Origin of the sequence: Mycolicibacterium sp. 624 (assembly GCF_040548615.1) — a bacterium.
Lineage (GTDB): Bacteria > Actinomycetota > Actinomycetes > Mycobacteriales > Mycobacteriaceae > Mycobacterium.
This window is the reverse complement of the sequence record NZ_JBEPRZ010000013.1, coordinates 58,714-73,989: the sequence shown is the minus strand read 5'-3', so window position 1 is coordinate 73,989 and position 15,276 is coordinate 58,714. Positions and strand designations below refer to the sequence as shown.

14 protein-coding genes are annotated in these 15,276 nt (G+C 66.4%); 3 read left to right on the top strand and 11 right to left on the bottom strand.

Features of this window, described 5'->3' with window-relative positions; genetic code table 11:
* Nucleotides 1-87: 87 nt before the first annotated feature.
* The 7 genes from ABIA65_RS32955 to ABIA65_RS32925 form a co-directional block, all read right to left on the bottom strand.
* A complete protein-coding gene (locus tag ABIA65_RS32955; RefSeq protein WP_354526212.1) occupies nucleotides 88-909 on the bottom strand; it encodes a serine hydrolase in 822 nt (273 codons plus the stop codon).
* A complete protein-coding gene (locus ABIA65_RS32950; RefSeq protein WP_354526211.1) occupies nucleotides 906-2,306 on the bottom strand; it encodes an amino acid permease in 1,401 nt (466 codons plus the stop codon). The genes ABIA65_RS32955 and ABIA65_RS32950 overlap by 4 nt, the downstream gene beginning before the upstream one ends.
* A 41-nt stretch (nucleotides 2,307-2,347) precedes the next feature.
* The gene (locus ABIA65_RS32945; protein ID WP_354526210.1) at nucleotides 2,348-3,703 is read right to left on the bottom strand and encodes a type III PLP-dependent enzyme domain-containing protein; all 1,356 of its coding nucleotides are present in this window, start codon (nucleotides 3,701-3,703) and stop codon (nucleotides 2,348-2,350) included.
* A gap of 122 nt (nucleotides 3,704-3,825) precedes the next feature.
* Entirely contained in the window at nucleotides 3,826-5,334 is a 1,509-nt protein-coding gene (locus ABIA65_RS32940) for a PucR family transcriptional regulator (RefSeq protein WP_354526209.1), read from the bottom strand.
* A 198-nt stretch (nucleotides 5,335-5,532) separates the two neighbouring features.
* Nucleotides 5,533-6,300, bottom strand: coding sequence for a GTP pyrophosphokinase (locus tag ABIA65_RS32935; protein WP_241404600.1), 768 nt, complete (start codon nucleotides 6,298-6,300; stop codon nucleotides 5,533-5,535).
* Between the two features lie 41 nt (nucleotides 6,301-6,341).
* Nucleotides 6,342-7,523, bottom strand: a complete 1,182-nt coding sequence (locus ABIA65_RS32930; RefSeq protein WP_354526208.1) for a cytochrome P450 — start codon at nucleotides 7,521-7,523, stop codon at nucleotides 6,342-6,344.
* On the bottom strand, nucleotides 7,510-8,874 hold the full coding sequence (locus ABIA65_RS32925; protein WP_354526207.1) for an ABC1 kinase family protein: 1,365 nt from the start codon (nucleotides 8,872-8,874) through the stop codon (nucleotides 7,510-7,512). Before ABIA65_RS32925 ends, ABIA65_RS32930 begins: the two co-directional genes overlap by 14 nt.
* 126 nt (nucleotides 8,875-9,000) lie before the next feature.
* Between ABIA65_RS32925 and ABIA65_RS32920 the strand changes: the two genes are divergently transcribed.
* On the top strand, nucleotides 9,001-9,600 hold the full coding sequence (locus ABIA65_RS32920; protein WP_241404603.1) for a TetR/AcrR family transcriptional regulator: 600 nt from the start codon (nucleotides 9,001-9,003) through the stop codon (nucleotides 9,598-9,600).
* A gap of 375 nt (nucleotides 9,601-9,975) precedes the next feature.
* Nucleotides 9,976-11,433, top strand: coding sequence for a cellulase family glycosylhydrolase (locus ABIA65_RS32915; RefSeq protein WP_354526206.1), 1,458 nt, complete (start codon nucleotides 9,976-9,978; stop codon nucleotides 11,431-11,433).
* A gap of 4 nt (nucleotides 11,434-11,437) precedes the next feature.
* On the opposite strand, the gene ABIA65_RS32910 is transcribed toward ABIA65_RS32915, so the two are convergent.
* The gene (locus ABIA65_RS32910; protein ID WP_354526205.1) at nucleotides 11,438-12,265 is read right to left on the bottom strand and encodes an oxygenase MpaB family protein; all 828 of its coding nucleotides are present in this window, start codon (nucleotides 12,263-12,265) and stop codon (nucleotides 11,438-11,440) included.
* Nucleotides 12,266-12,301: 36 nt separating this feature from the next.
* Between ABIA65_RS32910 and ABIA65_RS32905 the strand changes: the two genes are divergently transcribed.
* Nucleotides 12,302-13,276, top strand: a complete 975-nt coding sequence (locus ABIA65_RS32905) for a cobalamin biosynthesis protein (RefSeq protein WP_354526204.1) — start codon at nucleotides 12,302-12,304, stop codon at nucleotides 13,274-13,276.
* On the opposite strand, the gene ABIA65_RS32900 is transcribed toward ABIA65_RS32905, so the two are convergent.
* The 3 genes from ABIA65_RS32900 to ABIA65_RS32890 are packed head-to-tail and all read right to left on the bottom strand — an operon-like array spanning nucleotide 13,258 to nucleotide 15,264.
* Nucleotides 13,258-14,109: an SURF1 family cytochrome oxidase biogenesis protein gene (locus ABIA65_RS32900; protein ID WP_354526203.1), complete on the bottom strand. Its 852-nt coding sequence runs from the start codon at nucleotides 14,107-14,109 to the stop codon at nucleotides 13,258-13,260. The genes ABIA65_RS32905 and ABIA65_RS32900 overlap by 19 nt on opposite strands.
* A complete protein-coding gene (locus ABIA65_RS32895; RefSeq protein ID WP_354526202.1) occupies nucleotides 14,106-14,615 on the bottom strand; it encodes a low molecular weight protein-tyrosine-phosphatase in 510 nt (169 codons plus the stop codon). Before ABIA65_RS32895 ends, ABIA65_RS32900 begins: the two co-directional genes overlap by 4 nt.
* Nucleotides 14,608-15,264, bottom strand: coding sequence for an HAD hydrolase-like protein (locus ABIA65_RS32890; protein ID WP_354526201.1), 657 nt, complete (start codon nucleotides 15,262-15,264; stop codon nucleotides 14,608-14,610). Before ABIA65_RS32890 ends, ABIA65_RS32895 begins: the two co-directional genes overlap by 8 nt.
* Between the last annotated feature and the right edge of the window lie 12 nt (nucleotides 15,265-15,276).

Here is a 15,276-nt window from a genome sequence, read left to right as displayed (position 1 = left end):
CGCCGAGATCTGCATGAGCGTTGTAGATCGCGCAGAGCCACGACGCTCACGCAGAAGTCGGCGTGGAATGCGCAGTTCTGGGGCGATTCAGCGCACCAGATGCTGTCGGACGGCGAGGCCGACTCGCCCCATGGCCGCCAACGCCGGGTCGCGATGGTCCTCACCCCACGCCCAGTTGGCGAGGACGGCGTAGGCCACCCGGCGACCGCTGGGGGTGTGCCCGACACAGCCGATGTCGATCCTGGCGTCCGAGATGGTTCCGGTCTTGTTCCACAGCTCGAAACCGTGGTCGGCGTCGGTGTGCGCCAAGGGGTCCAGACCGAACGCCTGTGCCACCATCGACAAGTCGGTGTTCACGCCGAGCCAGCGCCGCACTCGCTCGGATACGGCGGCGTTGTGGATGGTGCCTGCGTCGACGCGGGCGACGAATTCGCACAGTTCTGCAGCGGTGCCCGCCGACAGGGTCAGCGGATCGTCCTTGGGGCGGTCCAGCCGCACCCTGTCACGTAGCCCGCTCTCGGTGAACCCGAGGTCCCGCGTGGCGCGTTGTACGACTTCAAGCCCCAGACGGCGCAGGAGAATGTTGGTTGCCGTGTTGTCGCTGACCGCGCCGATCAACAGGCAGAGGTCTTCGAGCCGCTGGTCCTGCTGTCGCAGCAGGTAGAGGATGCCGGAGTCGGCCACCCGGTCCTCCGAGGTGGCGGCGACCAGTTCGTCCGGGTCCAATGTCCCGTCCTCGAATCGCCGCGCCACCTCGGCCAGCAGGAAGACCTTCCCAACGCTCGCGGTCTTGAGCACCCGACGCGAATCGTGTTCCCACAATGTCTCGCCGGTGGACAGGTCCTTGATGTGCGCCGACAGGGTCGCCGTGCTGGGCAGCCAGGACGACGCCTGGGCGAAGGGACTCATGCCACTTCGTCGAGTTCCGGGACTTCAGCGTCCACGGGCACCCGTCCGAACCGCTTGCGCAGCGTGTAGGCGATGAGAACGATGATCAGGCTGACCACGCTGGCGAGCAGCTGCACGCGTTGATCGGCGCTGAAGACCATGGCCACCAGGACGATCACGTAGGCCACGATGACCACGTAGGTCAGATAAGGGAAGAACCACATCCGCAGCGTCAACTGAGACGGGTCGTCGCGTTCGATTGCGCGGCGCACTCGCAACTCCGAGACCGCGATCATCAAGTACATGAAGATGGCGACCACGCCGCAGGAGTTCACCAGGAACAGGAACAGGGAGTCGGGGGCGACGTAGGCGAGTCCCACCGAGATCCAGCCGATCGCCGTGCTGGCGAGGACGGCGCGTGCCGGAACGCTGCGGCTGTCGGTTTTCACGAGCCAGTCGGGCGCGTCACCGTGAGATGCGAGGACCCGCAGAATGCGAGAGGACGTGTAGATGGAGGAGTTCAGCACCGAGAGCACAGCGGTGAGGATGACGAAGTTCATGATCATGGCGGCGCCAGGGATTTCCAGCTTGTCCAGGGCGGCGACGTAAGGACTCGACAGCACCGATCCGTCGCTCCAGGGCAGGATGCACACCACGAGGAAGATCGAGCCGACGTAGAAGAGGATGATCCGCCAGATGACGCCGGTGGTGGCCTTGGCCACCGACTTGGCGGGCTCGGCGCTCTCGGCGGCGGCGATGGTGACGATTTCGGCTCCACCGAACGCGAAGATGACCACCACGACGGCGCCCAGAATCGATCCGAATCCGTTCGGGATGAATCCGCCATGGTTGACCAAGTTGCCCAGGCCGCCGGAATCCCCGGGCCACGCCCCGCTGATCCAGAGCACGCCCAAAATGATGAACGCAACGATGGCCGCCACCTTGATGCTGGCGAACCAGAACTCGAACTCGCCGAACCACTTGACGGAGATGAGGTTGACGGCGGTCATCACGACCATCAGCAGCATGGCCATCACCCAGAGCGGTAGCCCGACCCATACGTGCAGGATCTGTGCGCCGGCCACCGCTTCTACCGCGATGATGATCACGTAGTAGTACCAGTACAACCAGCCGATGGTGAATCCTGCCCACGGCCCGATCCCGATTCGGGCGTAGTCGGCGAACGACCCGGCCTTGGGCTTGGCGACCACCATCTCGCCGAGCATCCGTAGCGAGCACAGAACCAGAGCTCCGGCCAGACAGTACGAGACGATGGCTGCGGGACCGGCCGTTTGGATGACCGCTCCGCTACCGACGAATAGCCCGGCGCCGATGGCACCTCCGATGGCAATCATGGTCATGTGGCGCGTTTTCAGCGACCTGGCCAGGCCAGAGCGGGGTTCGGTGGATGTAGACAAGTGAGAACTCGATCCGATGGTGGTTGACGGGGACAGTGGGCTCAGGCGGGCAGGGGTAGGAGAGAGGGTTCGCCGGCCTCGGCGACGATCTGGTCGATCGTTTGCGCGCGACGGGCTACAGACCAGCGCCGGTGGCCCGAGGAGTCGGACTCGATCGTGTAGACGGCGGGTCGCCCCAACGCGTTGTACGAGAAGTGACTGGAGAAGTAGTAGCCGCCGGTCTCCGGAATGGCCACCAGGTCGCCGGAGTGAATGCGTGGGAGTTCGCGACCGACGGCCAGCATGTCACCGGTGAAGCAGGCCGGGCCGGCCACGTCTTGGACCCGTCGGTCATCCTGCCGTCGCCGCCCCGCCGCGTCGTACACGTCGACCCGCAGAGGCCACGCCTCCGGTGCGAAGATCGTGCGGGTGGCGACCTGCACCCCGGCGTGGGTGACGGCGATCGGCCGACCACCGGTGATTTTCGTGTACTCGACTCGGGCGACGATGGTGCCGGCCTTGGCTGTCAACGCCCGGCCGAACTCGGTCACCAAAGCGTAAGTCCCATCGAACAATTCCGGCACTACGGTCTCAAGGGCGGCACGGTGATCGGCGAAGGTTGGGGTGATGTCGTCGGAGGTGAAGTTGACCGGGAGCCCGCCGCCAATATCGATTCGCTGAACTTGCTGACGACCGACACGAGCAGTGATGTCGTGGGCGAGGTCCACGATCTGGCGCACACCCTCGGCGGCGTGACTGAGGCTCAGCCCTTGAGATCCGCTGTGCACGTGCAGCTGGGTGAGCCACGGGCGGGAGGCGAACGCGTCGATGATGTGTTCGCGTTGGTCGGCCAACCCGATACCGAACTTGGACGTTGTCGTCGCGGTACTCATGGCGTCGATGGCACCCGCGCCGGTCTGCGGATTGATTCGCATGCCGATGATCGACCGGTGACCGTCCGCCGGTGCGACCGACTCGTCGACCCGCGCTAGTTCCTCCAGGTTGTCGACGTTGAACGAGATGCCCAGTTCGAGCGCTCCCACGATCTCGGTCGTGGTCTTGGCAGGGGAGTCGAGCACGATGCGATCCGTAGGGAAGCCGGCGGCCAGGGCCAGACCCAGCTCACCCGGACTGGCCACCTCGCACCCGAATCCCGCCTGCGCGAACCGCGCCAGGACCGGTCGCAGGGTGATCGCCTTCGCCGCAATTGTGTGCAGTGCCGGCATACCCGCCGGGTAGGTCTCGCTCAGGGTGCGCATCAGCTCATCGAGGGTGTCCAGGTCGATGACCCCGCACAGCGGGTGCAGGTCGTCGACGAACCCTCGCCCCGCCACACCAGCCACGACCTCGTCGCGGCGGCGCAGCAGCGTGTCGGGGTGGGGTAGGACGTGTCCAGCACACGTTGTTCCAGAAATCACAGATGAAACCCTATGAACCAGGAGCATTCTGTGCCGGTCACGTGGGCTGAGGAATTCTCCACGGATCTTCTGTCGATACTGAGGGTCACTCATGACACCTGGGTCAGCATCTCCGAAATGCACTAAGGGCGACCACGATTTTCGTCAGATTCCACGGGGGACTCAGCAGGACGGGCCTGATCCCGCCCCCACACCAGCAGGCCGAGGGCAACCCGAAGCCGCGCCACCGATGACTGCACTTCGATACCGGAGACCACCCCGATCCGCTCCAGTCGGTACCGCAGTGAATTGGCGTGAATCCCCAACTCGCGCGCCGCTTCGGCGAGATTTCCCGGATGTGCGAGAACTGCCGCGACGGTGTCGACGTATGAGGTTCCGTGGTCGCTGTCGTGCTGGCGGAGCGTCTCCAGCGGTTCGGCGATGGTGTGTGCCATCGGAGCCAGGAGGTCGGCGGCCAGGATCAGGGTCAGCGCATCCGGCACGTCGGCTGCCGTGATGACCGTGGGACCACCGCGCGCCGGGGGCAGCTGTGCCGCATCTTGCAGCGAAGCGGCGTCGAGGACCTGCCGAGCGACCCGTGCGGAAAGCTGAAGGTCCGAAAGGGCGTAGACGGCAGGTCCGACCGACACCACGCCCGCGCGGCCCCGTGAAACTCGAGCCAGCTGCTCCGTCAGCCAGCCGGCCAGGTCCACCTCCCCGGCCTCGCCGTCGAGGAGTGGTAGGACGACGAGCAGGTCGGAGCCCACCTGTGCCGTCCTCGCCCCGTTCCGCAGAGCCTGGATATGGAACATCAGCGAGCGAGACGGGGGAGTGTCCAGTCCCAGCGCGACCACGGCATGTCTGGCATCACGTTGCAGCCCGAGCAGCGCAGCGGGAACCCCGGGCTCGACCCCGCGCGAGAGCAGGTCGACCAGCGCCGACTCCTGAAGCCGCCGTTCGTACTGGTCGCGGTGGACCTCTCGGAGCAACATGGCGGCGGCGGGCTGGCGCACCTGTAAGAGCAGCTGCCGAAGTTCCTCACGGTCGGTGTCGTCGTTCAACGCCGCCCAGATCGTGCCGAGGGTCTCGGTTCCGGACCTCAGGGCGACCACCATGCGCGCCGGGTCGTCGGCCTCGGCATTGCGCACCACCACGTCGTCGGATCGCCAGATCGCAGGCAGGAATCCTGTGGCCATCAACCGCTCGACCCGCCATGCGGGTACCGCACCCCCCAGGATCGTCTGATTCCGGATGGGATCGACGTCCTGACCGACGACCGCATACGCCAGAACACGCGAGTCCAGGTCCTCGATCGTCACTGGTGCCCCGCTCCTGGTGCTGATCCAGCGAGCCAGCGCGTGCAAGTTGTCGACCTGCGGGGCCGGTGTGACGATGCCACCGGCCCCGAGAAGCCGAATGAGGGCACTGAAGAGTTCGGTCCATCCCACCCACGGGGACCGCCGGAACAGATGTGCCTGGTGGTCCTGCAGCAGCGAGACATCGCGCGTCGCGTCCGGCGGGAGGACAAGGGCCGCGGCCGTCCCAACCTCGTCCAGCAATGACCCGAGCGCGAAGCGATCCTCGACGCGTGCGCTGACGAGCACAATGCTGCCGCTGTAGTCAGCCTGCGTGCCGGGCTCATGCAGGACCACGTCCCGCACCACCGGATCAGCTTCCGGTTCTGCTCCTGCTAGGAAGGGCACCAACATGCCAGCCGCACCGGAAACGAGCGCAGACAGCGGTTGAACAGAGTCGGTGCCACTCACGGTCGCCGATAGCCAAGTGCCACAACCGAAAACTGTACAACCTGCGATCCGCAACAAGCGTCAACCGGCGAAACGGCAGACCTCTCATGTCAGATTCGGGATGCCGCCTTGCTGCCGCACGAGACGGGCGATGACGGAATCTGACATCGGAATCGCGCCCCGTGCGAGTTCGACCGGCACTGGCGGCAGGTCACCGTGCACGTCGCGGTGTAGGCGCTCCATCTCGTCATCCAGCCGCGCCGCGGTGGCCGCGGCTTCGCCGAGGCTCCGCGAGATGTCCGGCGGCACTTCGCCATCGAACTTGTAGTAGATCTTGTGTTCCAGGCTGGCCCAGAAATCCATCGCAACCGTGCGCAGCTGCACCTCCACCGGAACGGTGACGGGTCCGGTGGACAAGAACACCGGGACTTCCACGATGAGGTGCAGGCTGCGGTAGCCGTTCGCCTTCGGCTGACGCACGTAGTCCTTGATCTGTAGGACCGTGAGGTCGTCCTGCAAGGTGAGGGCCTCGGACACTCGGTAGACATCTGAGGTGAAGGAACACGTGATGCGGACACCGGCGATGTCGGTGATCTCCTCGCGGATCGCCTCGAAGCGCGGCTCGCAGTTCTTGCGCTGGACCTTGTCGAGCACACTCTCGGGCGTCTTGAGCCGGCTGGTCACGTGCTCGATCGGGTTGTACTGCTGCAGGTGCTGGAACTCCTGTTGAAGGATCCCGACCTTGGTGGTGATCTCCTCCATGCCGAACTTGTACGAGAACATGAATCGCGAGAACTCCTCGCGCAACGACCGAAACTCATCAATGTCGAAGTCGAGGAAGGTCGTGGGCACGCTCTCAAGCACATCGTCCATAGAGACCAGCATGCCTGTGATCGGAGACTGCCCTGGTCGCCCTAGGTGGTGAACACAGCCGGGATGGTCAGCGGGCCGCGGATGGCGGGGGTGTCACGCCACGTGGGGTCGCCCGCGAGGGCGGGTCGGCGTCGCAGGATGTGGCGCAGCGCCGCAGTTGTTTCGAGCCGCGCCAGCGCAGCGCCCAGGCAGTAGTGCGCGCCGTAGCCGAAGCTCAGCGGTGCGGGTCCGACCCGGTCAGGGCGGAACTGGTCGGGCTGGCGGTAGACGGCGGGATCCCGATTGGCGGCGGCGACGCACACCAGCGCCGTTTCACCACGCCGGATGTCGATGCCGGACACGGTCTGGTCTGCGGTGGCGGTGCGCGCGGTTGCCTGTACGGGAGCGTCGAGCCTCAACAGCTCGGTGAGAACCGCTGGATCGGTCGGGTCGATGTGGTCGGCCAGGCGGGTGCCGTCGGTCATCGGCGTGAGCAGCCGGACGAGGCTGGCGCCGAGCAGATTGGCGGTGGTCTCGTGGCCGGCGACCGCGATCAGGATGGCGGTGATGACGACCTCGTCGAGGGTGAGGTCGGTGTCTGCGGCCAGGAAGCTCAGTAGATCGTCGGTGGGGTGGCTGCGTCGGTCGGCGGCCGCGGGCAGGAAGTCGGCGATCAGCGCCGCAGACGCCGCCAGACCTTCCTCGAGGTCGTGTTGATCGGCGAAGCCGCCCAGGATCCGGATGATGGCCGGTGAGTGCTCGCGTAGCGCCGCGCACTGCTCGGGGTCCAGACCCAGCCAGGCTCCGATGACGGCGACCGGTAGCGGGAGCGCGATCTGCGACATGACGTCGACGAGATCGTCGGCGGGAATCATCGAGACCGCGTCAACACAGATCGACTCGACACCGTCTTCAAGGCCGCCGATGAAGGAGCGGCTGAACACATCCCGCACGGCGCCGCGCAATCTGTCGTGGACTGGGCCGTCAGTGAACAGCATGCTGGCGTCCACGAATGCCGAACTGATCATGGGTGTCGCGGCGGATATCGCCGGGTTGGCTCGGGGGTCGCTGATCCAGTGCCGTCCGCCGAGCACGTCGCGGGCGGTGCCGTGGCCGAGGATCAGCCAGGCGTGCGCGGTGTCGTCCCACACGACATCGCCGTCGCGGCGCCGTGTCTCGTAGAACGGGTAGGGGTCGGCGGCGTCCCAGGGGAGTCGCGGCGCCGCGATGTCACGGGTGGTCATGTTCATCCAGCGCGCCGGGCAGTCCACGTTCGCGCACCCAGGCGTGGTGCAGCTTGCCGAGTTCGGTGATCGGCTCGGTGACACCGTCCATATCGTCGACGAGGGCTCGTGTGTGCAGGGTGGCCCGCAGGCCGGCGGCGATACTGGTAGAGGCGAGCATGATCCGGGAGGTGAACACGTGCTCGGCGGGTACCGCGATCTTCGCGACGGGGTGGTCCCTGTCGCGGACATCGAAGAAGCCGCGAATAATCCGTTCCGTGGCGTCGGGCGCGTAGGTGACCGGCTGTGGGGCTGTGACCTCGAAGGCCATTTCTGAAACCCATTGCTCCAGTTCGTCGTCGGTCAACGTTGCGCGTTCGGTGAGGAATCCCATCTGGGTCAGGTGATCGCGGTAGTCGTCCGGGCGTCCCTCTATGGCGGCCCGCAGGAACCGCACCCACAGCCCGCGTCGCCACTCGGCCATGATCGAGACGCATCCGAAGTCGAGGAACCCGACGGTGCCGTCTGTGCCGAAGCGGTAGTTGCCGGGGTGCGGATCGGCGTGGACCAGGTTGGCGTGCCGGTAGTTGCCGTTCGTGAACCTCGCGATCACCTCCGTCCAAGCGTTCCTCAAGTCCTGGTCCGCCTGTTGTGCTGCGGTCCAATCCATCCCATCGAGATAGGTCATTGTCAGCACCCGGTCACTTGATGCCTCGGGCACAGCATCGGGGATGCGAATGAAGGGGTGCCCGCGATAGAGATCGCTGAACGCCGTGATCATCTCGGTTTCGTGCCTGTAGTCGAGTTCCTCGGATATCCGTGCGGCCGCTTCGCTCGCGAGTGCCTGGACGTCGAGCGGCATACCCGATGCCGCGGTCACGAATTTGAGGAATGTGGCGACGAGTTCGGTGTTGGCCAGATCGTCGTGGATGGCTCGCGCCACGCCGGGGTACTGGATCTTGACCACGACGTCGCGGCCGTCATGCAGGACGGCGCGGTGGACTTGCCCGACCGATGCGGCTGCTATCGGTTCGTCGGTGAAATCGCTGAAGTGTGCACTGGTGGAACCGAGTTCGTCGGCGAGGACGTCGTGGACCAGCGCCGGGTGCATGGGTGGCGCGTCGGCTTGCAGCCGCGTGAGCGCCTTCTGGTACGGCGAGAAGCCGCCGGTGCCCATCGCGCTGACGTCGATCATCGAGAAGATCTGGCCGGCCTTCATGAGCACGCCCTTGGACTGGCCGAGCAGGTCGGTGTAGCGCTCGGCGGTGCGCTCGTGGAAGCGGTCGACCGCGCCGTCGTCGCCCGCCCGTTTCTGGAGACCGGCTATGAGCCAGCCCCCGGCCGCGCGGGCGGTGAATCCGGCCAGCGGCATGGTTCGTCGAATCCGACCCTGCGTAACGGGCTCGTCTCGAGATGGCAATTCGGTCCCTCCCACTTCCACGAACAGTCAAGTAAAGTGGTTCCGTACAGACGGTAAGTGATCACTTTGGAGGAGTCAATGACGGCACCGGCATCCACCCGGGAGCGACTGCTCACCGAGGCGATGCGGTTGTTCAGTGACAAGGGTTTCGAGGCCACCAGCGTGTCTCAAATCGAGGCGGCCGCCGGCCTGGCGGCGGGCTCGGGCGCGCTGTATCGCCACTTCAAGTCCAAGGACGACCTGCTCGTCGCGGGCATCGACCGGCAGCTCGACCGGCGTGCCGCGATGGCTGACATTCGCGCACTCTTCGCGGGCCTCGGGGACCTGCACAGTGAGTTGACCGTCCTGGGCCGCTACCTGCTCACGGTGATCGACCAGGAATCCGAACTGCTGCAGATCGCCGCACGCACGCCCGCCGGACTGTCCGAGCGCCTCGACACGGCCTACGCCGCGCTCGTCGACTCGCTCACCGTGGAACTCTCCGGCTGGATCACCGCATGGGCGCCCCGTGCATCGTCCGAGCAGGCCAATGTCCTAGCCGCACTTGGCATCAACAGCATCCTCGGCGAGCGGTTCGCCACGAATCTCTTCCGTCGGAGCGAGGCGCCGATATCCGATGACCGGTATCTCAGGGAGTGGACAGCAGTATTGGCGGGGCGCGTTCAATCGTTCAGTTGAGCGGCCTGAGCTGATTGCGTTTTCAAGGTAATCAGTTGTTCGCCGACTGGTCACGATGCGGTGCTCCGGTCCCAGATCCCATCATTTGCTCCATTCCCGTAAGTAATTGAAGTATGCCCGCTAAGTAAACGCAGCTCGTCCGTGAATCCATTTATATGGCAATGTAATCATCGCATTCGACAATTTGCCAGAATTGCGTAGCTATGTGCTGTCCGGCGTTCCCTGGTGGCCAGTTTGGGTATAAATGCACTGGTCAAACGTGAACCTTCTGGCATCCCAGCGCTTAGCTGCCAATGTAACCGGGCATAGCAATTCCCATAGAGATCTCAGCGTACGGCGGAGTTGGTCATTGATCATGAATCGAAAGGGAAAATCATGCGGCGCCTTTCCTGCGGACACGCCAGTCCGCCACTGGTAAAGATCTTCTTCGCCGGAATGGCGACCGTTGTCGTGTCGGCAGTCGGCGTCGTGACCTTCATGCCGAGCGTGCCGACGGTCACGATGGATGTCGCCGAGATGGCGGCGATCGATCAGTCGAACACCACCATCGGCATCGCCGACTCCGATCTGTACTTCGAGTCGGCGGCACAGATCGACGCCGCGCTGGACCAGATGCAGGCCATGGGCGTCAACACCGTGCGGATCGGCATCCCGTGGGCCGGTATCAATCCGATTCCCGGCTACTACAACTGGTCCCAGTCCGATTACCTGATCAACGCCGCCGACGCGCGGGGGATGGGCATCCTCGCCGTCATCACCACCACACCGGCATACGCACAGAACGGATCCGGCATCTACAGCGCGCCGACGTCGCCCGCCGCGTTCGGTCAGTTCGCGGGTCTGGCAGCGCAGCGCTACGCAGGCAAGGTCGGCGCCTACGAGATCTGGAACGAGCCGAACGCCGCGCCGTTCTACGGCCCCGCACCGGACCCGGCTGGGTACACCGAGTTGCTCAAGGCTGCTTACCCGACGATCAAGGCCGCCGACCCGGATGCCACGGTCGTCGGCGGCGTTGTCGGATCGACGATTACCTATCAGAACCTCACCCTGAACCCGGTGACGTTCGTCGATCAGATGTACGAGAGTGGCGCACAGGGGTACTTCGACGCCCTGTCGTTCCACCCGTACCAGTACACGATGCCGTTCTCGACGGGCGGCTATCACCCGGACTCGCCGATCAACCAGCTCGATGACATCCACGACCTGATGGTCGCCAACGGGGACGCCGAAAAGCTGGTGTGGGCCAGTGAATACGGCCAGCCGACGTCGGTATCCAGCGACGCCGAGCAGGCTGCCTACCTGCAGGACATGCTGATGACCTGGCGGACGATCGACTACACCGGCCCGGCGTTCGTCTACACGCTCGAGGATGACCAGACCGGCAGCACCGATCCGGAGGCCACCTTCGGTCTGGTGCGTAGTGATGGAACGTGGAAGCCCGCGGCATACGTCGTACGAGAGCTGGCGACCACGCCGTCGACCACGCCATCGACCACGCCGTCCACCACGCCGTCCACCACGCCGTCCACCACGCCGTCCATGGCGAGGATGTCGTTCGCCGCCACCGCCGAGCCGATGGGCTCCGAGGCACAGGCAGCACCGCTGGCTGAGCCGACGCTGGCTGAGCCGACGCTGGCCGGGCCCGCGGCACGACCCACGAGGCAGGCCCCGACGGAGTCGAAGTCGACGACACCCGGACAGCGGGCCACACCCGCCGAGTCGGCGCGCCCCGATCGGTCAGAGGCCCGTCAGCACCGATCCGAGGCGCGCCAGGACCGCTCGGAGCGTCGGGATGCCGATCGGGAGAGGCCGCGCCGCGACCGCCACCGCTGACGTGTCAGACGATCCGCTTGCCGCGGCGCGCCCGAGATCGGATGTCCCACAGGTAGGTCTGGTAGCCCAGCAGCCAGACGTCGCGGGGGATGACGCGGTCGGCGAGTCGGAGTGCCGATAGCAACCACTCGAAGCGGCGCTGCTGAGCCGGCGTCCAGTCCAGCTGCATCAGCGCGCGGAACTCCGCGGGCAGGAATCCCGTCGTGGCGAAGAGATTGAACGGCCCGGCGAGGGCTCGCAGCGGGGCGGGAAGAAACGCGAACGCCGCGACTCCGCGCAGATGCTCGCGGACCGGTGGGTCGATCTGCAACCCATCCAGCGAGTGCTTCCAGTACTCCTCGAACGCGACCCGGTCCGCGGGCCACATCGACTCGCGCACCTGCAGGGTCGTGCCCAGCTTTCGGGCGTCGTCGTACACCGCGTCGGCAGCGTCGTCGCTCAGCGGTCCGTACAGGAACTCGTGCATGTCGACGTAGTACCGATAGAGGCAGGCGGCCACCCATAACTGCAGCTGCGGATCGAACGCGTTGTAGCGCACCGGACTCGTTGCGCTGGAGCGGACCTGGGCGTGCGCCCTGTCGACCTCGGCGCGAATCAGCGCCCGGTCGGCCTCGGTGCCCATCGTGGCGACCGCGAGGTAGGTGCCGGTGGTGCGGGCGCGCTTGATCGGGTGCTTGTAGACGTTGCCGCTGTCGACGGGGCTCTCGAGCACCCCGTAACCGACGCCGGGCGCCGACAGTTGCATGATCACGTTGGCCGCGGGCAACAGCGCGGCGGCGGGGTTGAGTAGGTGCACGACGCGCGACGGCTTCGAACTCGGTCCGAACCTCATGAAATCGAGTACACCACCTTGTGAGACGCTGCCGGGGTGCTTGCGCCGAGATCCCGCGGTCGCGCGGCGGGTCTCGCGCTCGGATATCTGATTGATCTGGCCCTTGGCGACCCGCGCCGCGGCCACCCGGTGGCATGGTTCGGTACTGGCGCGGCGACCTTGGAACGACTCACCTACGCCGACCGTCGCGCCGCGGGTGCCGCGCACACCGGCGTGTTGGTCGGCGCACTGTTCGCCGCGGGCCTCGCCGTCGATCGCGCCGCGGCGCGGCGCGGGCCGATCTGGACGACGGTGTCGACAGCGGCGGCGACGTTCGTCGTGCTGGGCGGTACATCGCTGGCGCGCACCGGAGCCCAGATGTCGGACCGAGTCGCCTGCGCCGATCTCGATGGGGCACGCGAACTGCTGCCGTCCCTGTGCGGACGTGACCCCGCCTCGCTGGACTTCGACGGTCTGACCCGGGCCGCATTGGAGTCGGTGGCGGAGAACACGTCCGACGCGGCCGTCGCACCGCTGTTCTGGGGTGCGCTCGCAGGGGTCCCCGGACTGCTGGTGTACCGCGCAGCCAACACCCTGGACGCGATGATCGGGCACAAGTCGCCGCGCTATGTCAAGTTCGGCTGGGCCGCAGCGCGATTCGATGACGTGCTGAACTACCTGCCCGCGCGGATATCGGGTGTGCTGGTGGCCGGGTGTGCGGCAGTCACCGGCGGCTCACCCGGCGGGGCATTGACGGCGTGGCGGCGTGACGCGGCGCGGCATCCGAGCCCCAACGCGGGTGTCGTGGAGGCGTCCTTCGCCGGTGCGCTCGGGGTGCGCCTCGGCGGACCGACCCAGTACGCGCACCGTCTCGAGATCCGGCCGACACTCGGCGATGGCCGTCCACCAGAAGTCGCGGACCTGTCTGCCTCGGTGCGCCTCTCGCGGGCGGTGCAGGCGGCCGCGGCGTGCGGTGCGGTCGCGACGGCGGCGTTGATCGCCGCCGTCGGCAGTCAGTGCCGTCGGCCGTAGCGGTCGGCGAGCTTCTCGTCCTTGGTGCGCGTCACCGGCTCGCCCGCGGCTGACGCCGATGCCGCGGCTGAGGCCGAACTGTCTGCGGCGGCCCTGTCGCGGCGGCGCTGCTTGTACTCGGCGACGACGAAGTAGCCCACCCCGATGGGTGCGATGATGCCGAACGCGATCCACTGGATGCCGTAGGACAGGAACGGGCCAGAGTTGAGATGCGGCAGCCCGATCACGCCAAGACCGCCGGGCTGGTCCTCGACGAGCTGCAGGTACGAACCCGCCAGAGGAATGCCGGTGACCTGGGCTATCTGGTCGGTGTTGATCGAGTACACCTGCTGCGCGCCGTCCTGGTGGAACGGCTCCTTGCCGAGCGCGAGCAGCTCGGAGTCCCGCAGCCGCGCCGTGATGGTCACGGTGTCGGTGGGGGCGGCGGCGAACTCGGGCACCTTGTTGCCATCAATGGGTTTGATGTAACCGCGGTCGACGAGCACGTTCGGACCGCCGTCCACCGCGAAGGGCGTCAACACCTCGAACGCCGGTTCGCCGTCGATGGAACGCAGCCGCGCGAGCACCTGGCCCTCGGGGAGATACCGGCCTGTCGCCGTCACGCGCTTCCACGCGTCATCGGGCGCCTTCGAGTCCTGCCGCGGCAGCACGCTCGTCACCGGCACAGGCTCCGACGTCAGAGAACTCGAGATCTGCGCGTTCTCACGTGTCGTCTTGGTGTTCTTGCCCAGCTGCCACGGCGCGAGCACGGTGAAGCACAAATAGGCGAAGCCGATGACGACGACATAGAGGGCCAACCATTGCGGCCGCAACAGGAACGCCCAGCGCTTCATCGGTCCGTCACGCTCCGGACGCTCAGTTGCTCGTCGACCCAGTTGTGCAGCCCGGGCAGCGACGCCTCGATCACGGTGAACACGTCCTCGAAGTCGACCCGCGTTCCGTAGTAGGGGTCCTCGACATCGAGCGCGTGAGCGCCCGACCGCGGGTCGAACGCCCGAAGCATCCGCAGCCGGTCGGCGGGCACTCCCAGGTCGCGCAGGATCCGAACGTGGTTGCGTCCCATCGCGACGACGAGGTCGGCGGCCAGGTGGTCATCGTCGACCTGTGCGGCGTTGTGCGTCGTGGGATACCCGTGGTCGGCCAGCACGTGATTGGCGCGCTCGTCGGCCGGGTTGCCCGCGTGCCAGCCGCCGGTACCGCCGCTGCTGACCCGTACCGCGCCGGACAGGCCTCGCTCATCGATCTGATGGGCGAACATCTTCTCGGCCATTGGGGAGCGGCAGATGTTGCCCGAACACACGAAGGTGACGTGCAGCACAGCTGGACTGGCGTCAGACACCGAGCACCTCCCGCAGGTCGGCGACCGTCGAGACGTGGCGACGGTCGGTCATCCCATCCTGCCCGTCGAAGTCGTCAGCGCCGTAACCCCAGCCCACCACCACGGTGCCGATGCCGTGGGCGGCGGCTCCCTCGACGTCGTGGCGGCGGTCACCGACCATCACCACGCTCGGCGGTAACGGCTCGAGTTGCGCCAGTGCATGCGCGACGACGTCGGCCTTCGAGGAGCGGACACCGTCGACGCTGGCACCCGCCACCACTTCGAAGTGATCGTCGAGGCCGAAGTGCTCGATGATGCGGCGCGCTGTCGGCTCGGCCTTCGACGTCGCCACGGCCAGACGCACACCCGCAGCCTGCAGGTCGGCGAGCAGCGCCGGGATCCCGTCGAACACGTGGTTCATCGACCAACCGCGGGAACGGTAGTCGGCACGGTAGGCCGCGATCGCCTCATCGGCCCGGTCACCGAGCCCCATCGAGGCCAACGTGACGTGCATCGGGGGTCCGACGATCATCTTGGCCAGGTCACCGTCGGGGACGGCGCCGGCCGTGGCGCCCACCTCGTTCAGGGCATGCCGAAAGCTGGCCACGATGCCGCTGGCCGAGTCGGTCAGCGTGCCGTCGAGGTCGAAGATCACCAACTGAGCGCTCACGGCTCCATTGTC

What these genes read in the sequence shown, in the direction of transcription:
- ABIA65_RS32935 (WP_241404600.1), bottom strand. Translation starts at nt 6,300, where the DNA reads ATGGACGATGTGCTTGAGAGCGTGCCCACGACCTTCCTCGACTTCGAC.
- ABIA65_RS32915 (WP_354526206.1), top strand. Translation starts at nt 9,976, where the DNA reads ATGCGGCGCCTTTCCTGCGGACACGCCAGTCCGCCACTGGTAAAGATC.
- ABIA65_RS32930 (WP_354526208.1), bottom strand. Translation starts at nt 7,523, where the DNA reads ATGACCACCCGTGACATCGCGGCGCCGCGACTCCCCTGGGACGCCGCC.
- ABIA65_RS32900 (WP_354526203.1), bottom strand. Translation starts at nt 14,109, where the DNA reads ATGAAGCGCTGGGCGTTCCTGTTGCGGCCGCAATGGTTGGCCCTCTAT.
- ABIA65_RS32910 (WP_354526205.1), bottom strand. Translation starts at nt 12,265, where the DNA reads ATGAGGTTCGGACCGAGTTCGAAGCCGTCGCGCGTCGTGCACCTACTC.
- ABIA65_RS32955 (WP_354526212.1), bottom strand. Translation starts at nt 909, where the DNA reads ATGAGTCCCTTCGCCCAGGCGTCGTCCTGGCTGCCCAGCACGGCGACC.
- ABIA65_RS32925 (WP_354526207.1), bottom strand. Translation starts at nt 8,874, where the DNA reads ATGCCGCTGGCCGGATTCACCGCCCGCGCGGCCGGGGGCTGGCTCATA.
- ABIA65_RS32920 (WP_241404603.1), top strand. Translation starts at nt 9,001, where the DNA reads ATGACGGCACCGGCATCCACCCGGGAGCGACTGCTCACCGAGGCGATG.